At 72.8% G+C, this 16,669-nt stretch carries 14 protein-coding genes; 9 read left to right on the top strand and 5 right to left on the bottom strand.

Going from position 1 to position 16,669, the window contains the following annotated elements; all coding sequences use genetic code 11:
* Positions 1-23 precede the first annotated feature (23 nt).
* Positions 24-497 carry a ferritin-like domain-containing protein gene (locus tag OOK38_RS04710; protein WP_266763329.1) on the bottom strand — a complete coding sequence of 158 codons (474 nt, stop codon included), beginning with the start codon at positions 495-497 and terminating at the stop codon, positions 24-26.
* Positions 494-1,081: a hypothetical protein gene (locus OOK38_RS04705; protein ID WP_266763330.1), complete on the bottom strand. Its 588-nt coding sequence runs from the start codon at positions 1,079-1,081 to the stop codon at positions 494-496. Before OOK38_RS04705 ends, OOK38_RS04710 begins: the two co-directional genes overlap by 4 nt.
* A 252-nt stretch (positions 1,082-1,333) precedes the next feature.
* Between OOK38_RS04705 and rimP the strand changes: the two genes are divergently transcribed.
* The 9 genes from rimP to OOK38_RS04660 all read left to right on the top strand — a co-directional run bounded on the left by rimP (position 1,334) and on the right by OOK38_RS04660 (position 13,577).
* The gene (gene rimP / locus OOK38_RS04700; RefSeq protein ID WP_266763331.1) at positions 1,334-1,831 is read left to right on the top strand and encodes a ribosome maturation factor RimP; all 498 of its coding nucleotides are present in this window, start codon (positions 1,334-1,336) and stop codon (positions 1,829-1,831) included.
* 2 nt (positions 1,832-1,833) lie between these two features.
* Complete coding sequence (nusA, locus tag OOK38_RS04695; protein WP_266763332.1) at positions 1,834-2,832, top strand: transcription termination factor NusA; 999 nt, start codon at positions 1,834-1,836, stop codon at positions 2,830-2,832.
* Positions 2,833-2,934: 102 nt separating this feature from the next.
* Entirely contained in the window at positions 2,935-3,213 is a 279-nt protein-coding gene (locus OOK38_RS04690) for a YlxR family protein (protein WP_266848133.1), read from the top strand.
* Between the two features lie 148 nt (positions 3,214-3,361).
* Entirely contained in the window at positions 3,362-6,508 is a 3,147-nt protein-coding gene (gene infB / locus OOK38_RS04685; RefSeq protein WP_266763334.1) for a translation initiation factor IF-2, read from the top strand.
* Between the two features lie 257 nt (positions 6,509-6,765).
* Positions 6,766-7,059: a DUF503 domain-containing protein gene (locus OOK38_RS04680; protein ID WP_266763335.1), complete on the top strand. Its 294-nt coding sequence runs from the start codon at positions 6,766-6,768 to the stop codon at positions 7,057-7,059.
* A 33-nt stretch (positions 7,060-7,092) separates the two neighbouring features.
* Positions 7,093-7,542, top strand: a complete 450-nt coding sequence (gene rbfA, locus OOK38_RS04675; protein ID WP_266763336.1) for a 30S ribosome-binding factor RbfA — start codon at positions 7,093-7,095, stop codon at positions 7,540-7,542.
* A complete protein-coding gene (truB, locus tag OOK38_RS04670) occupies positions 7,539-8,444 on the top strand; it encodes a tRNA pseudouridine(55) synthase TruB (RefSeq protein ID WP_266763337.1) in 906 nt (301 codons plus the stop codon). Before rbfA ends, truB begins: the two co-directional genes overlap by 4 nt.
* Before the next feature lie 279 nt (positions 8,445-8,723).
* Entirely contained in the window at positions 8,724-12,482 is a 3,759-nt protein-coding gene (locus OOK38_RS04665) for a trypsin-like peptidase domain-containing protein (protein WP_266763338.1), read from the top strand.
* A gap of 141 nt (positions 12,483-12,623) precedes the next feature.
* Positions 12,624-13,577 carry a bifunctional riboflavin kinase/FAD synthetase gene (locus OOK38_RS04660; RefSeq protein ID WP_266763339.1) on the top strand — a complete coding sequence of 318 codons (954 nt, stop codon included), beginning with the start codon at positions 12,624-12,626 and terminating at the stop codon, positions 13,575-13,577.
* A 135-nt stretch (positions 13,578-13,712) separates the two neighbouring features.
* Here the strand turns inward: OOK38_RS04660 and OOK38_RS04655 are convergent, their stop codons facing one another.
* The 3 genes from OOK38_RS04655 to OOK38_RS04645 are packed head-to-tail and all read right to left on the bottom strand — an operon-like array spanning position 13,713 to position 16,668.
* Entirely contained in the window at positions 13,713-14,717 is a 1,005-nt protein-coding gene (locus OOK38_RS04655) for an ABC transporter ATP-binding protein (RefSeq protein ID WP_266763340.1), read from the bottom strand.
* A complete protein-coding gene (locus tag OOK38_RS04650; protein ID WP_266763341.1) occupies positions 14,714-15,748 on the bottom strand; it encodes an ABC transporter ATP-binding protein in 1,035 nt (344 codons plus the stop codon). Before OOK38_RS04650 ends, OOK38_RS04655 begins: the two co-directional genes overlap by 4 nt.
* Positions 15,745-16,668, bottom strand: coding sequence for an ABC transporter permease (locus tag OOK38_RS04645; protein WP_266765885.1), 924 nt, complete (start codon positions 16,666-16,668; stop codon positions 15,745-15,747). Before OOK38_RS04645 ends, OOK38_RS04650 begins: the two co-directional genes overlap by 4 nt.
* Position 16,669: the final 1 nt, after the last annotated feature.

Raw genomic sequence — 16,669 nt, 5'->3', positions numbered from 1 at the left:
GAGATGTTTCCTCTCAGGTCGCGTTACGTCGGCGAGGGCGCCGTGGCGGACGGGGTGCCCGCCCGCTCGGCGAGCCCAGGGAAGGCTACGCTCTCGCCGCTCCAGCGCACCGCGCGGACCGCCGCTTCCCGCAGCGCCCCGGCCGCCGAGCGCCGCCGGTCGCCCGTGGCGGCGCGTACGAGGTCGGAGTACACGGCGGCCACCCGCTCCTCCAGCTCGGCCGCGAACCGTACGGCCGTGGCGGAGTCCTTCACCGGGAACGGCAGCACGTACGCGGCCGACGCGGCCTCGGGCGTCCCGCCCAGGTCCCGCACCGCCCGCGCCAGCTCGTCCCGGCGGGCCCGATGGGCGTCGTACGCCGACCGGGCGTCCGACCGCCGGGCCTCACCGATCCGGCCGCCGACGACGCCGTAGCCGTAGACGGCCGCGTGTTCGGCGCCCAACGCGGCCTGCAGAGCCTTGAGCTCGGCTTCCTCGGTCCTGTTCCGCTCGCTCACTTCGCCGCCTTCGTCAGCAGAAACGCGTGGGCCGCCCCGGCCGCCGCCACCGAGGCGAGCAGCCTGGCCAGCTCGCCGGGAACCTCCACCAGGGCCTGTGTCCGCTCGTCGGCGAGCGCGAGCTCGGCGGAGGCGAGGTCGGCGAGCGCGTCCTTGGGCCGGTCCGCGACGCCGGGGGAGGCGCTCGCCGACGCGGAAGCCGATCCGGAGGCCGACGCCGAAGCGGATGCCGAGGCGGAGGCGGATGCCGAGTTCGGCGCCGAGGGCGACGAGGACGCCGACGCTCCGCCGCTGCCGGCCCCGAACGCCTTCGCGTGCCGGACGGCCTCGGCCCGCAGCGGGGCCAGCCGTTCCTCCAGGTCGGGATGGGCGGCGATCACCGCGGTGTACCGGCCGGCCAGCGTCGTGCTGTCGCGGGCCGCACGCGCGCGTGCCCGGTCCGCGGCCGAGGGGCTGCCGCCCGTCGTGTCGCTGGACGGCTCGGGAGTGGAACAGCCCGCGAGCGCGAAGGTGCCCGCGGCGGCCGCGAGCAGGGTCCTTCGGCGCGGACCCGACGGGGTGCGCGACGGCAGGGGGAACGACACGGCAGACGTCCTCGGAGGGCTCGTACGAATGTATGGGCGAGCTGCCCGTGATCACGGTACCCGCGCATCGGCCGATCACCGCCCAGCGGCTCTCTCCCATCTGTCTCCGGCGCGATTTCACGGACGTCCTCCGGGACGAGTCGGGGCAAGCGCACCCGTCCCGGTGGACGGCAACACCCTCCGCGACCGGATACCCTTTGACCTGACACGCGACCAACCCACAACAGCACACGCGGCCGAGGAGTCACCCGGATGAGCACGACCCAGAGCGAGAGGCTGCGAGAACTCCTGGATCCGCTCGTGAGCTCCCAGGGCCTCGATCTGGAAGAGATCGAAGTGGAGTCCGTAGGCCGCAAGCGTGTTCTGCGCGTCGTCGTGGACTCGGACGAGGGTGCCGACCTGGACGCGATCGCCGATGTGAGCCGCGCGCTCTCGGCGAAGCTCGACGAGACGGACGCGATGGGTGCGGGTGAATACACCCTCGAGGTCGGAACCCCCGGTGCCGAGCGCGAGCTCAAGGAACACCGCCATTACGTACGCGCCACCGACCGCCTGGTGAAGTTCCAGCTCGCGGAAGGCGGCGAACTGCTCGCCCGGATCCTGCTGGTCGAGGACGACGGTCTCGATGTCGAAGTGCCGGGCGTGAAGGGGCGCAAGCCCACCGCCAAGCGGCTCGCCTTCGAGGACATCGTCAAGGCCCGCGTCCAGGTCGAGTTCAACCGCAAGGACAAGAAGGAAGAGGAGGCGTAGCCGTGGACATCGACATGAGTGCCCTGCGGGGTTTGGTACGGGAGAAGGAGATCTCCTTCGACCTGCTGGTCGAGGCGATCGAGTCGGCCCTCCTCATCGCCTACCACCGCACCGAGGGAAGCCGCAGGCGTGCGCGCGTGAAACTCGACCGGGAGACCGGTCATGTGACCGTGTGGGCGAAGGAGGATCCCGAGGATCTGGAGGAGGGGCAGGAGGCGCGCGAGTTCGACGACACCCCGTCGGGGTTCGGCCGGATCGCCGCGACCACCGCCAAGCAGGTCATCCTGCAGCGCCTGCGTGACGCCGAGGACGACGCGACCCTCGGCGAGTACGCGGGCCGTGAGGGCGACATCGTGACCGGCGTGGTCCAGCAGGGCCGCGACCCGAAGAACGTGCTTGTCGACATCGGCAAGCTGGAGGCCATCCTGCCGGTGCAGGAGCAGGTCCCCGGCGAGAACTACGAGCACGGCCTGCGCCTGCGCTCGTACGTCGTACGGGTGGCGAAGGGTGTCCGCGGTCCGTCCGTGACCCTGTCCCGTACGCACCCCAACCTCGTGAAGAAGCTCTTCGCGCTCGAGGTGCCTGAGATCGCCGACGGTTCCGTCGAGATCGCGGCCATCGCCCGCGAGGCCGGCCACCGTACGAAGATCGCCGTCCGGTCCACCCGCAGCGGTCTGAACGCCAAGGGCGCCTGCATCGGCCCCATGGGCGGCCGGGTCCGCAACGTGATGGCCGAACTGAACGGCGAGAAGATCGACATCGTCGACTGGTCGGACGATCCGGCCGACATGGTGGCGAACGCGCTCTCCCCGGCCCGTGTCTCCAAGGTCGAGGTCGTCGACCTCGCGGCCCGGTCCGCGCGCGTGACGGTTCCCGACTACCAGCTGTCGCTGGCGATCGGCAAGGAGGGCCAGAACGCCCGCCTCGCCGCCCGCCTCACGGGCTGGCGGATCGACATCCGTCCGGACACCGAGCAGCCCGCCGAGCAGCGCGGCGAGTAGTCCGGGGAATAGATCCGAGCCGTAGATCGCTTACATCACGACAACAACCGTTCGATTTTTGCCCCAAAGGGGTGAGGTCGGTACGGGGAGGTAGACTTAAGAGTGTCTGGCCGGACGCGAGCCCGCGCATGCCCTGAACGCACCTGTGTGGGGTGCCGGGAGCGAGCGGCCAAGAGAGACTTGCTGCGCATCGTGGCGGTCGAGGGCGAATGCGCCCCCGATCCTCGCGGTACGCTGCCCGGCCGGGGTGCGTACGTGCACCCCGCCCTGGTCTGTCTCGATCTGGCGGTCCGCCGCCGGGCGATCCCACGGGCGCTGCGCGCCCCGGGACCGCTCGACACCGAGGCGCTGCGCCTCTACGTCGAGCAGGCAAACCCGTAAGAAGCGTCGTGCGGAACCCCCGTGCGGCCCTGGTATTCCGCGAGTTGGAAGTAGGTCGAGATTGCGATGAGCACTCGATGAGCACGCGATGAGTACGCCCATGAAGTAGCGACGGTCCGGACGCAGACCCGGACCTAAAAGGAGCGAAGTGGCTAAGGTCCGGGTATACGAACTCGCCAAGGAGTTCGGCGTAGAGAGCAAGGTCGTCATGGCCAAGCTCCAAGAACTCGGTGAATTCGTCCGTTCGGCGTCCTCGACGATCGAGGCCCCCGTCGTACGCAAACTGACAGATGCCCTCCAGCAGGGCAACGGTGGCGGCAAGCCCGCCCCCCGCAAGGCTGCCCCGGCCAAGCCGGGCGCCCCCTCTCCGGCGCAGGCTGCCCGTCCGGCCGCCCCGCGCCCGCCGGCCCCGAAGCCGGCCGCGGCCGAGAAGCCCGCGGCTGCTCCGGTCACCCCGGCCGCTGCGGGTCCGCGCCCGACTCCGGGTCCCAAGCCGGCTCCGAAGCCCGCTCCGGCGGCTCCGGCTCCGGTCGCGGCCGAGTTCACCGCGCCTCCGTCGGCGCCGTCGGCCCCCTCGGCTCCCGCCGCGGGTCCCCGTCCGGGCGCCCCGCGTCCCGCCGGTCAGGCTCCGCGTCCCGGTGCCCGTCCGGCCGGTGGTCCCGGTCAGGGTGGTCAGGGTCGTGGCGACCGTCCCGAGCGCGGTGACCGTCCCGAGCGCGGCGACCGTCAGGGCGCCCCGCGTCCCGGCGGCCAGGCTCCGCGTCCCGGTGCCCGTCCGGCCGGTCCCCGTCCGGGCAACAACCCGTTCACCTCTGGTGGCTCCACCGGCATGGCGCGTCCGCAGACGCCTCGTCCGGGCGGTGCCCCGCGTCCCGGTGGCGCCGGTGCCCCCGGCGGCCCGCGTCCGCAGGGCGCAGGCGGCCAGGACCGTGCTCCCCGTCCCCAGGGCGGTCCCGGCGGCGCTCCGCGTCCGCAGGGCGGTCCGGGCGGTGCCCGTCCCACTCCGGGCGGCATGCCCCGTCCGCAGGCTCCGCGTCCCGGTGGCGCTCCGGGCGGTAACCGTCCGAACCCCGGCATGATGCCTCAGCGTCCTGCCGCGGGCAGCCCGCGTCCCGGTGGCGGCCCCGGTGGCCGTGGTCCCGGTGGCGGCGGCGGTCGTCCCGGTGGTCCCGGTGGCGGCGGCGGTCGTCCGGGTGGCGGCGGCTTCGCCGGTCGTCCCGGTGGCGGCGGTGGCGGTTTCGCCGGTCGTCCGGCCGGTCCCGGCGGTGGCGGCGGCGGCTTCGCCGGTCGTCCCGGTGGTCCCGGTGGTGGCGGCGGTGGCCGTCCCGGCTTCGGCGGTCGTCCGGGTGGTCCCGGTGGCCGTGGTGGCACACAGGGTGCGTTCGGCCGTCCCGGCGGTCCGGCGCGTCGTGGTCGCAAGTCGAAGCGGCAGAGGCGCCAGGAGTACGAGGCCATGCAGGCCCCGTCGGTCGGCGGCGTGATGCTGCCTCGCGGCAACGGACAGTCCGTCCGCCTGTCGCGCGGTGCGTCCCTCACCGACTTCGCGGAGAAGATCGGCGCCAACCCGGCGTCGCTCGTCGGCGTGATGATGAACCTCGGCGAGATGGTCACTGCCACGCAGTCCGTCTCCGACGAGACGCTGAAGCTCCTCGCGGACGAGATGAACTTCGTCCTCGAGATCGTCAGCCCCGAGGAGGAGGACCGCGAGCTGCTCGAGTCCTTCGACATCGAGTTCGGCGAGGACGAGGGCGACGAGGACGACCTCGTGGTCCGTCCGCCGGTCGTGACCGTCATGGGTCACGTCGACCACGGTAAGACCCGCCTTCTCGACACCATCCGCAAGACGAACGTCGTCGCGGGCGAGGCCGGCGGTATCACGCAGCACATCGGTGCGTACCAGGTCGCGACCGAGGTCAACGGTGAAGAGCGCAGGATCACCTTCATCGACACCCCCGGTCACGAGGCGTTCACCGCCATGCGTGCCCGTGGTGCCAAGTCGACCGACATCGCGATCCTCGTGGTGGCGGCCAACGACGGCGTGATGCCCCAGACGATCGAGGCGCTGAACCACGCCAAGGCGGCCGACGTGCCGATCGTGGTCGCGGTCAACAAGATCGACGTCGAGGGCGCGGACCCGACCAAGGTGCGCGGTCAGCTCACCGAGTTCGGTCTGGTGGCCGAGGAGTACGGCGGCGACACGATGTTCGTCGACATCTCCGCCAAGCAGGGCCTCAACATCGAGAGCCTGCTGGAGGCCGTGGTCCTGACCGCGGACGCCTCGCTCGACCTGCGGGCCAACCCGGAGCAGGACGCGCAGGGTATTGCGATCGAGTCCCACCTCGACCGCGGCCGCGGTGCCGTTTCGACGGTCCTGGTCCAGCGCGGCACGCTGCGCATCGGCGACACCATGGTGGTCGGCGACGCGTACGGCCGTGTCCGGGCGATGCTCGACGACAACGGCAACAACGTCGAGGAAGCGGGTCCGTCGACCCCCGTCCTGGTCCTGGGTCTCACCAACGTCCCGGGCGCCGGCGACAACTTCCTGGTTGTCGACGAGGACCGCACGGCGCGTCAGATCGCCGAGAAGCGGGCGGCGCGCGAGCGCAACGCCAACTTCGCCCGCCGGGGTGTCCGGTTCTCCCTGGAGAACCTGGACGAGGCCCTCAAGGCCGGTCTGGTGCAGGAACTCAACCTCATCATCAAGGGCGACGCGTCCGGTTCGGTGGAGGCTCTCGAGTCCTCGCTGCTCCAGCTCGACGTCGGCGAAGAGGTCGACATCCGTGTCCTGCACCGCGGTGTGGGTGCGGTCACCGAGTCCGACATCAACCTGGCGACCGGCTCCGACGCCATCGTCATCGGCTTCAACGTCCGCGCTGCGGGCCGCGCGGCGCAGATGGCGGAGCGCGAGGGCGTCGACGTCCGGTACTACTCGGTGATCTACCAGGCCATCGAGGAGATCGAGGCGGCCCTCAAGGGCATGCTCAAGCCGGAGTACGAGGAGGTCGAGCTCGGCACGGCGGAGATCCGCGAGGTCTTCAAGTCGTCCAAGCTGGGCAACATCGCCGGTGTCCTGGTCCGCTCGGGCGAGGTCAAGCGCAACACCAAGGCGCGCCTCATCCGCGACGGCAAGGTCATCGCGGAGAGCCTCAACATCTCCGGGCTGCGTCGCTTCAAGGACGACGTCACCGAGATCCGCGAAGGGTTCGAGGGCGGTATCAACCTCGGCAACTTCAACGACATCAAGGTCGACGACGTCATCGCGACGTACGAGATGCGCGAGAAGCCGCGCTCGTAAAGCGGTTCCCAGGCTGGCCGGCGGTGAGCAGTCACCGCCGGCCAGCCTGGCTTTTACCGGATCACGCAATTCCCCGCGTCCCTCTTCGGGGCGCGGGGAACTGTGTGACCGGCCCCGGCCGCTCACCCGTACGGCGAACGGCTCGGGGGCCCGGAAACCCCGTCGAGCGAGCCGACGGTTCGTTGTACGGTTCTGATGTCCCTGCCAAGTGCATTGGCAGGCCATCTATCCCGTACCGGCGGGACATCCGGTTACACATGTATGTGGGGACGCTGTCCTTCGATCTGCTCCTCGGCGATGTCCACTCGCTGAAGGAGAAACGCTCTCTCGTCCGGCCGATCGTCGCCGAACTCCAGCGGAAGTACGCGGTGAGTGCCGCCGAGACGGGCAATCAGGACCTTCACCGCAGGGCAGAGATAGGCCTGGCGGTGGTCTCCGGGGACACGGCGCACCTGACCGACGTGCTGGACCGGTGCGAACGGCTGGTCGCGGCGCGGCCGGAGGTGGAACTGCTGTCGGTACGACGCAGACTCCACACAGACGAAGACTGACGAAACAAGCAAGGCGAAGAAGGAGACGGACCAGTGGCCGACAACGCGCGGGCGAAGAGGCTGGCGGACCTCATCCGAGAGGTGGTGGCCCAGAAGCTGCAGCGCGGGATCAAGGACCCGCGGCTCGGCACTCACGTCACCATCACGGACACCCGGGTCACCGGGGACCTCCGGGAGGCCACCGTCTTCTACACGGTGTACGGGGACGACGAGCAGCGTGCCGAGGCGGCCGCGGGCCTGGAGAGCGCCAAGGGCGTGCTCCGCTCGGCCGTCGGCGCGGCGGCGGGCGTGAAGTTCACGCCGACGCTGACGTTCGTCGCGGACGCCCTGCCGGACACCGCCAAGACCATCGAGGACCTCCTCGACAAGGCACGGGCCTCGGACGAGAAGGTGCGCGAGGTCTCGGCCGGCGCGTCCTTCGCGGGCGACGCGGACCCGTACAAGAAGCCGGGCGAGGACGACGAGGACGACGCGGCGGAATGACGCAGAAGCCCAGCACGCCCGACGGACTTGTCATTGTCGACAAGCCGTCGGGCTTCACTTCGCACGACGTGGTCGCCAAGATGCGCGGGATCGCCAGGACGCGCCGGGTGGGCCACGCAGGCACCCTCGACCCCATGGCGACGGGTGTGCTCGTCCTCGGCGTCGAGAAGGCCACCAAACTCCTCGGGCACCTCGCGCTCACCGAGAAGGAGTACCTCGGCACGATCCGGCTCGGCCAGAACACGCTGACCGACGACGCCGAGGGCGACATCACCTCCTCGGCTGACGCCTCCGGTGTGAAACGCGACGCGATCGACGCCGGGGTCGCCAAGCTGACCGGCGCCATCATGCAGGTGCCGTCCAAGGTCAGCGCCATCAAGATCAACGGCGTGCGCTCCTACAAGAGGGCGCGCGAGGGCGAGGAGTTCGAGATCCCGGCCCGCCCGGTGACCATCTCGTCCTTCGCGGTGTACGACATCCGTGACGCGGTCGCCGAGGACGGCACCCCGGTGCTCGACCTGGTCGTCTCCGTCGTCTGCTCGTCCGGGACGTACATCCGGGCGATCGCCCGCGACCTCGGCGCGGACTTGGGCGTCGGCGGTCACCTCACCGCCCTGCGCCGCACCCGCGTCGGCCCCTACAAGCTGGACTCCGCGCGCACCCTCGACCAGCTCCAGGAGGAGCTGACGGTGATGCCGATCGCGGAGGCCGCCGCGGCCGCGTTCCCGCGCTGGGACGTGGACACCAAGCGGGCCCGGCTGCTGCTGAACGGCGTCCGGCTCGAGATGCCCGAGGAGTACGCGGGCAAGGGCACCGTGGCGGTCTTCGACCCCGAGGGTCAGTTCCTCGCACTGGTCGAGGAGCAGAAGGGCAAGGCGAAGAGCCTCGCCGTCTTCGGCTGAGGTTCCCGCGCGGACGCCGGCTGCGCAGGCCGTGCGGCGGCCGTGCGGACGCTCCGCCCGTGGAGCGGCGATCACGGGGTCTCGTGCCCGCCGCTCCACGGTCCCCCCTCGGCTCCCCCCCCCAAGGGTGTATCCATCCGACCTCCCGTATTCACCCCATCGGGCGGGCGCTCGGAGTGAACCGAGGGAGCAGAAGGGGGCGCGTTCGCCACACGATCTGTCCCGCTGATCACCTCGCCCCTACCGTCGGAAGCAGGAGCGCGGCGGGGAGGTTCGAGCATGGCGGGACGAGGCCCGCGGACCGGGAACGAAGAGGCGGCGGACGACGCCGGACAGCCATGGGACGAAGCCCTGGTACGCGTCTGCGACCTGGCGGGGCGCCCACGCGGCACGGGTTTCGCGGCCGACCACCACGGCACCGTGATCACCAGCCACGAGGCCGTCGACGGCCTGGCCCGACTCGTCCTGCACACCTCGGACGACCGCACCTGCGTCGTCACCGACGACGCCGTCACGCCCCTGCCCGACGCCGGTCTGGCCCTCGTACGCACCGAAGGTCTCGGCCTCGGCCCGCTCCCCGTCACCGTGCGGGACAGGGTCGAGACCGGTACGTACGTCCGGATCGCGGCGGGCGGCTGGCGCGAGGCGCGGGTGCTGGGCTCCTCCACCGTGACGTACACGGCCACCGACCGCTTCCATGTCCTGGGCGACGCAATGGAGTTGGCGATCGGTACCGCGGGCGCGGACGCGCTCCGGCTGGGCGGCGGAGCGGCCGGGGGACCGGTCCTCGACGCCGGCACCGGCGCCGTGGTGGCGGTCGTCGGCACCGCCCTGCTGCCCCGGGCCCTGGACGGCACCGCGCCGGGGGAGACCCCGGCCGGCCATCGGGCGCCCGGCTTCGCCGTCCCCCTGCGGGGCGTCGCGGGGCCGCTCGCCGACCTGCTGGCCCGCAACGCGGCGACCGTGCCCGCCTACGGCGCCGATCTGAATCTCGCGGGCGCGCTGGAGCTCACCGCGACCTCGGTCGGATCGGACGGACCCCGTCCACCGGCCCCGGCCGGGAGCGCGGGCACGGCCCCCGGACCCGTCGAACGAGCCGAGTTCATCAGGGAGTTCACCGCCTTCGAGAGGGGACCGGCCGCGGTCCTCGGACTCGTCGGACCGCCCGGCAGCGGCCGTACGACAGAACTGGCCGCCCTCGCCGCCCGCCGCCTCCGGGGCCCGGAACCGGCCCCCACCCTGTGGCTGCGCGGCGCCGACCTCCTCGCCGACGACGGCTCGGTGGCGGACGCGGCGGCACGTGCCCTGGAGCGCGCCGGGCGCATCGTGGCGGCGTCGCGGCAGAGCCCCGGGGAGCGGGGAGGCGAGGCCGCGCGGCGGCCGGCGGACGCGGATGTGCTGCCTCCCCGGGGATACGGCGGGGAACTCGGCGACATCGGGCCCGACCGGCTGGCCCGGCTGGCGCGCGCCCTCGGCCGGCCGCTGCTGCTCCTTCTCGACGGTCCCGAGGAGATGCCGCCCGAGCTCGCCCACCGGCTCCCCGCCTGGACCGGGGGAACGGCCGCCTGGCTGGGCGAGACCGGGGCACGCCTCGTGGTCGGGTGCCGGGCGGAGCACTGGGAGCGGGCCGGGGCTGGATTTCCCGCGGAGCTGCTGCACCGGCCGGCCGGCCCGTCGTCGGCGTACCCGGGAGAGCAGCTGTCGCCGGACGCGGAAGGGGCCCTGCCCGCCTGTGTGCGGCTCGGCGACCTGACCGAGGAGGAGGCCCTGCGGGCACGGTCGTGGGCCGGGATCCCCGAGGGCGTTCTCGCGCCGGCCGACGCCCGCCATCCGCTGATGCTGCGACTGCTCTCCGAAGTACGGGCCACGCTGCCGGACGCACCCGCCGAGCCGCTCGGCCGCGACGACGTGTTCGCCGCCCATCTCGACCTGATGTGTCTGCGCGTCGCCGTCCGGCTGGCCGCGGCGAACGGACTGCGCGGCACGGCCGTCCGCCGGCTCGCCGCCCGGGTCTCCGGCCAGGTGCACGAGGCCGCGCGACGCTGCCTCGGCCCCGGGCAGGGCGAACTGGACCGGGCGTCCTTCGAAGCCGTCTTTCCCTGGGGCCCCGCCCCGGGGCGCCGTCTCGCGGGCATCACCGGCTGGGCGTCCGCGGTGCTCGCCGAAGGGCTCCTCGTTCCCGCGGGCGACGGCTACCGCTTCGCCCACGAGGAGCTCGCCGACTGGATCCAGGGCACCCACCTCGACCTGGACGCGGCACTGCACAGCCTGGTCCACCGCAGGCGCGCCGCACCCGACCCCGACTCCGATGGCACGGGGACCGCGGCGTCGAGCCGCCGGCAGGCCCGCCGCTCCCGGTCCACGGCGCCGGACTCCGCGGCGGACATCCTTCCCGTCCCGCGTCATCGCATCGGACCCGTCGTGGAGACCCTGCTCCTGCTGGCCCGTCAACAGGGCACCACGGAACTGACCCTCCGTCTGGAGGATCTCGTCCACGCGGTCGACGAACTGCTGCCACCGGCGCAGGACCCGCTCGGTGACCGCCTCGGTGACCCGCTCTGGTGGGCCGGTCACCTCTGCTCCACCGTCCTGCTCCGGGTGCCCGACGCGACCCCGTACATCGGTGTGCTGCGGCTGCTCACCGAGCGGATCGTGGCCTGGCGGGAGCAGGGGAGGGCCGTGCCCGCGGAGTTCGGGCCGGCCTTCTGGGCGGCACTGCCCGTACCGGACACGGAACGCTTCGACCTGCTCAGGCGCCTGGTGACCGCCGACCCCCGCCGAGTCCCCGGGGCCGAGCCCCCGCGCCCCGGCGAGGCCTCCACCGCACCGCGCTACCTCGACACCGTCGCGCGGCTCCTCGCCGCCGACCCCGTCGCCGTGCACCGCCACCTCACCCGCTGGTTCGACGACGAGCGACCCCTGCCCGCGACCCCGCACGCGACCGTGGCGACGGCCGCGCAGGCACTGCTGTACGCGCACCGGCGGCGGGCCCTGGACGATCTGGCCGAGGCCCTGGTGGCCTGCGCGCACCGGCGGGGCGACGAGCTGCTGGCCGTCCTGGCCGAGGAGGAGCCGTCGGCCGTGTGCCGGGCGGTGGACCGGTGGGCGCACGACGAACAGCCGGCGCGGCGGGTGGCCGCGGTCGCCTACGGCCTGCGGGCGGCGCCGTTCGTGGGGACCCGGGCCGACCGCGAGCTGCTGCGCTACGCCGCCTTCGCCCTGCTCGCCCGTCCGGCCGACTGCACGCTGCACGGCGGGGCGCTCGGCATCCTCGTACGGGATCCGCTCACGCGCGCCCGCTATCTGCCGCAGGCCCTGGAGCGCTTCGCGGACGGCGACCCGCGGCTGCCCCCGAGCGCGCCGGCCGCCGCGCTCACCACCCATACGGAGCCCGTGCTCGCGGCCTTCCGCGACCGGCTGCGTCGGCCCGGCCCCGACACGGCCGAGCTGCTGCGCACCCTCGCCGACGCCACCACACCGGCGCTGGCCCGCCGGGTCGCCGCGGCGATGCGGGAGGCCGTGGAGCTGTGCCCCGGAGCCGCCGCAGACCTGGCCGCCTACGTGGACCGGCGTCTCGACCACGGGAGTGCCACCGACGCCGTGCTGTTTCTTCTGGTCAGCGGCCTGCTGGAAGGCTGTTCCACGGCGCTGCGGGCAGCGCTCGCCCAGGTCCTCGCGGCACCCGGCGGCAAGGCGTCCGCCCCGCCGCGGCGCGAGCTGCTCGATCTGCTGCTGGCGCACGAACGGGATCCGGTCGTGCTCGACACCGTCCTGAGAGCGGCCGCCGACGGTGCCGACCGGCGGGGCGAGGAGCCCACCCGCGAGCTGGTGCACCGGGTCGGCCTCCTCCTCGTCCGCACACCGGCCGGGGCCACCGGCTTCGACCGCGGCCTCGTCGACCTGGCCCGGCGCGTCCCGGGCTTCGCCGCCCTGGTCGCCCGCTGGCTGACAGACACCCCCGAGGAGTGGTCCTGCGTGGTCGGCCCCAGCACCCGCCGCATGATCGAGAACCTGGCCGGGGCAGGGGTTCCCGCCTGAACCACGCCCGCCACGGCACTCCGTGGCGCTGAGCAATGCGTCACAGCCCGATGCCGATGCAAGCCGAGCGCACACGGCATGGCACCCTTAGAGCTGCGAATGAGGCAATCACGGACACGGGTTCGACAAGGAGCGGTCACAGTGCAGCGCTGGCGTGGCTTGGAGGACATCCCCGAGGACTGGGGGCGCAGCGTCGTCACCATCGGTTCCTACGACGGGGTGCACCGCGGACACCAGCTGATCATCCGGCATGCCGTGGACCGCGCCCGCGAGCTGGGCGTTCCCTCCGTCGTGGTGACCTTCGACCCGCACCCCAGCGAGGTGGTCCGCCCCGGCAGCCACCCCCCGCTGCTCGCCCCGCACCACCGGCGCGCCGAACTGATGGCCGACCTGGGCGTGGACGCCCTGCTCATCCTGCCCTTCACCACCGAGTTCTCGAAGCTGTCGCCCGCCGACTTCGTGGCGAAGGTGCTGGTCGACAAGCTGCACGCCAAGGCCGTCGTCGAGGGCCCCAACTTCCGCTTCGGCCACAAGGCCGCGGGCAACGTCGGCTTCCTGCGCGAGCAGGGGGAGACGTACGACTTCGAGGTCGAGGTCGTGGACCTGTACGTGTCCGGCGAGGCGGGCGGCGGCGAGCCGTTCTCCTCCACGCTCACCCGGCGGCTCGTCGCCGAGGGCGATGTCGAGGGCGCGCGCGAGATCCTCGGGCGGCCGCACCGCGTCGAGGGCATCGTCGTCCGCGGCGCCCAGCGCGGCCGCGAGCTCGGCTTCCCCACGGCGAACGTCGAGACCCTCCCGCACACCGCGATTCCCGCCGACGGCGTGTACGCGGGATGGCTGCACGTCCAGGGCGAGGCCATGCCCGCCGCGATCTCCGTCGGCACGAACCCGCAGTTCGACGGCACCGAGCGCACGGTGGAGGCGTACGCCATCGACCGCGTCGGCCTCGACCTCTACGGTCTGCACGTCGCCGTCGACTTCCTCGCCTTCGTCCGCGGCCAGGCCAGGTTCGAGTCCATCGAGGCTCTGCTGGAAGCCATCGGCGACGATGTGAAGCGCTCGCGTGAACTGATCGAGGCGTACGACGGGGAGTAGCCCTCCTCGTCCCGTCCCGTACTGCCCGGCCCTGAACGACCCGTCCCGGAGGGGTCGTTCGTGTGTGGTCGGCTCAGGTGTACGACGAAGGGGGCGGCCGGTGCCTTCGCCGGCACCGGCCGCCCCCTCTCGCGCTCAGGCGTCGCGGGGTACCGCCCGCGCCCAGTGGCACGCCACCTGCGTTCCGCCGCCGCCGTCCAGTACCTCCAGGTCCTGGCTCCGGCAGGCGTCCGCCACGCCCGCCCGTTCGGCCTCGCCGCTCGCCAGGATCTGACAGCGGGCGTGGAACCGGCAGCCTCCGGGGATGCGGGAGGGGTCCGGGGGCTCACCGCTCAGCACGACGGGATCGCCCGGGGCCTCCGGAAGGACGGACAACAGGGCCTGGGTGTACGGATGCTGAGGTGCCGTCAGCACCTGCTCGACGGCTCCGGTCTCCACGATCCGGCCCAGGTACATCACGGCGACCCGGTCGGCGATGTTCCACGCCAGGCCCAGATCATGAGTCACCACCAGCGCGGACAGGCCGAGTTCGTCCCGCAGCCGCAGGAGCAGCGCGAGGATCTCGCCCCGGACCGAGGCGTCCAGGGAGGCCACCGGCTCGTCGGCGACGATGAGTTCGGGCTCCAGAACGAGCGCGCCGGCGATGACGACGCGCTGGCGCTGGCCGCCGGAGAGCTCGTGCGGGTAGCGCAGGAAGAAGCGCTCCGGAGGGCGCAGGCCCGCCCGGGACAGGGCCTCGGCGACCGCCGCCCGCTCGTCGCCGCCGTACCGGTGGATGCGCAGGCCCTCGGCCACCGCGTCGTAGACCGTGTGCCGGGGGTTCAGCGAGCCGCTGGGGTCCTGGAGGACCAGCTGGACGCGCTTTCGGTACGCCTTCAGGGCGCGTGAGGAGTAGTCCAGCGCCCTGCCGTCGAAGGTGACACCGCCGCCGGTCGGCGGGACCAGGCCGAGGAGCGAGCGGGCCAGCGTCGTCTTGCCGCAGCCCGACTCGCCGACCAGGGCGACGATCTCGCCGGGCCGGATGTCGAGGTCGACGCCGTCGACGGCACGGGCACGGTAGGCGCCCTGCCGGCCGGGGAACGAGACGTGCAGGCCCTCGGCGCGCAGCAGCGGCCCGGTCGTCACGGGGGTTGTCGTCATGGCGTGCTCCTGACCGGTTCCGTGTCCGCGGCCGTGCCCGCGTGGACACAGGCCGCCCATCGTCCCGCTCCCGCGTCCCGCAGCACCTGGTCCTCCGTCGCGCACCCGTCCAGTGCCACCGGGCAGCGCGGGTGGAAGGTGCAGCCGGACGGCAGCGCCGACGGGTCCGGCGGATCGCCGGGCAGCCCGCGCGGGGCGAACCGTGACGCCGCGTCGCCGATGCGCGGGAAGGCCGCCGAGAGGGCTCTGCCGTAGGGGTGCCGGGCGTTGTCGTAGACCTGCCGGGCGGGCCCCTCCTCGACCACGCGGCCCGCGTACATCACCGCGAGGCGGTCACAGGTGTCGGCCAGCACGGCGAGGTCGTGGCTGATCATGACGAGCCCCACCTCCTGCTCGCTGACGAGCTGCTGGATCAGACGGAGGATCTGCGCCTGGATCATCACGTCGAGCGCGGTCGTCGGTTCGTCGGCGATGACCAGCTGGGGGTCGCAGGCCAACGCCATGGCGATCATGACGCGCTGGCGCTGGCCGCCGGAGAGCTCGTGCGGATAGGCCTCCGCGCGTGCGGCCGGCAGTCCCACCTGTTCGAGCAGTTCGCCGGTCTTCCTCCGCGCGCCCGCCGGGGTCGCCTTCCTGTGGAGCAGGATCGGCTCGGCGATCTGGTCGCCGACGCGGTGCACGGCGTTCAGCGAGTGCATCCCGCCCTGGAAGACGATGGACGCGCCCGCCCAGCGCACCGCCCGCACCCGCCCCCACTTCATCGTCAGCACGTCCTCTCCGGCGAGGAGGATCTCCCCGCTGGTGCGGGTGCCCGCGGGCAGCAGTCGCAGCAGCGCCAGCGCCAGGGTGGACTTGCCGCAGCCGGACTCGCCCGCGATGCCGAGCTTCTGGCCCGCGTCGAGCGAGAGATCCACCCCGCGCACCGCGGCGGCGCCGCCGGGGTACGTCACTTCGAGGTTCCTGACCTCCAGCAGCCGTCGCCCGCTCGTCGTGCTCGGAGCACTCGGATTTCCCTCGGTCGCCGTGCTCAACGCGCCACCCCCAGCTTCGGGTTGAGGACCGACTCGACCGCGCGACCGCACAGCGTGAACGCCAGCGCGACCACCGCGATCGCGGCACCCGGCGGCACCAGGTACCACCACTTGCCCGCGCTGACCGCGCCCGCCTCGCGCGCGTCCTGGAGCAGCCCGCCCCACGACACGACGGTCGGATCGCCGAGGCCGAGGAACGCGAGTGTCGCCTCCGCGAGGATCGCCGAGGAGATGATGAGCGTGGTCTGGGCCAGGACCAGCGGCATCACATTGGGCAGCACGTGGCGGGACATGATGTGCCAGTGGCCGCCGCCGAGCGCCTTGGCCCGCTCGATGTACGGCCGCGACTCCACCGCGAGGGTCTGCGCGCGCACCAGCCGGGCCGTCGTGGGCCAGGTGGTGACGCCGATCGCCAGGATGATCGTGCCCAGGGAGCGGGTCATCACGGTCGCCAGCGCGATGGCGAGGACCAGCGTCGGCATCACCAGGAACCAGTCCGTGATCCGCATCAGGACCGTCGCGTACCAGCCGCGGAAGTGCCCGGCGGTGATCCCGATCAGCGCCCCGATCGCCACCGACAGCACGGCGGCGAGCAGTCCGACCAGCAGTGAGACACGGGCGCCCCACACCACGAGTCCGAGCAGATTGCGGCCGAACTGGTCAGTGCCGAGCGGGAATTCGGCGCTCGGGCTCTCCAGCGGGTCGCCCGGCGCGCTGGTCACGCTCTGCACGTCGGATCCCACCGTCAGCGGCGCGGTCACCGCGATCAGCGCGAAGAGGCCGAGGGCGGCGAGCCCGAGGACGCCCGCCCGGTGGGTGCGGTACTGCTTCCAGAAACGGGCGGCGGAGCGACGGCGGCGCTGCCACGCGAGGGTGCGCGGACTCGGCTGGGCCACCCGCGGGGGTGCTTCGGCCGTCATC

Origin of the sequence: Streptomyces sp. NBC_00568, assembly GCF_026341855.1 — a bacterium.
In the GTDB taxonomy this organism is placed as follows: Bacteria; Actinomycetota; Actinomycetes; order Streptomycetales; family Streptomycetaceae; genus Streptomyces.
This window is presented reverse-complemented; position numbering and strand designations above follow the sequence as displayed.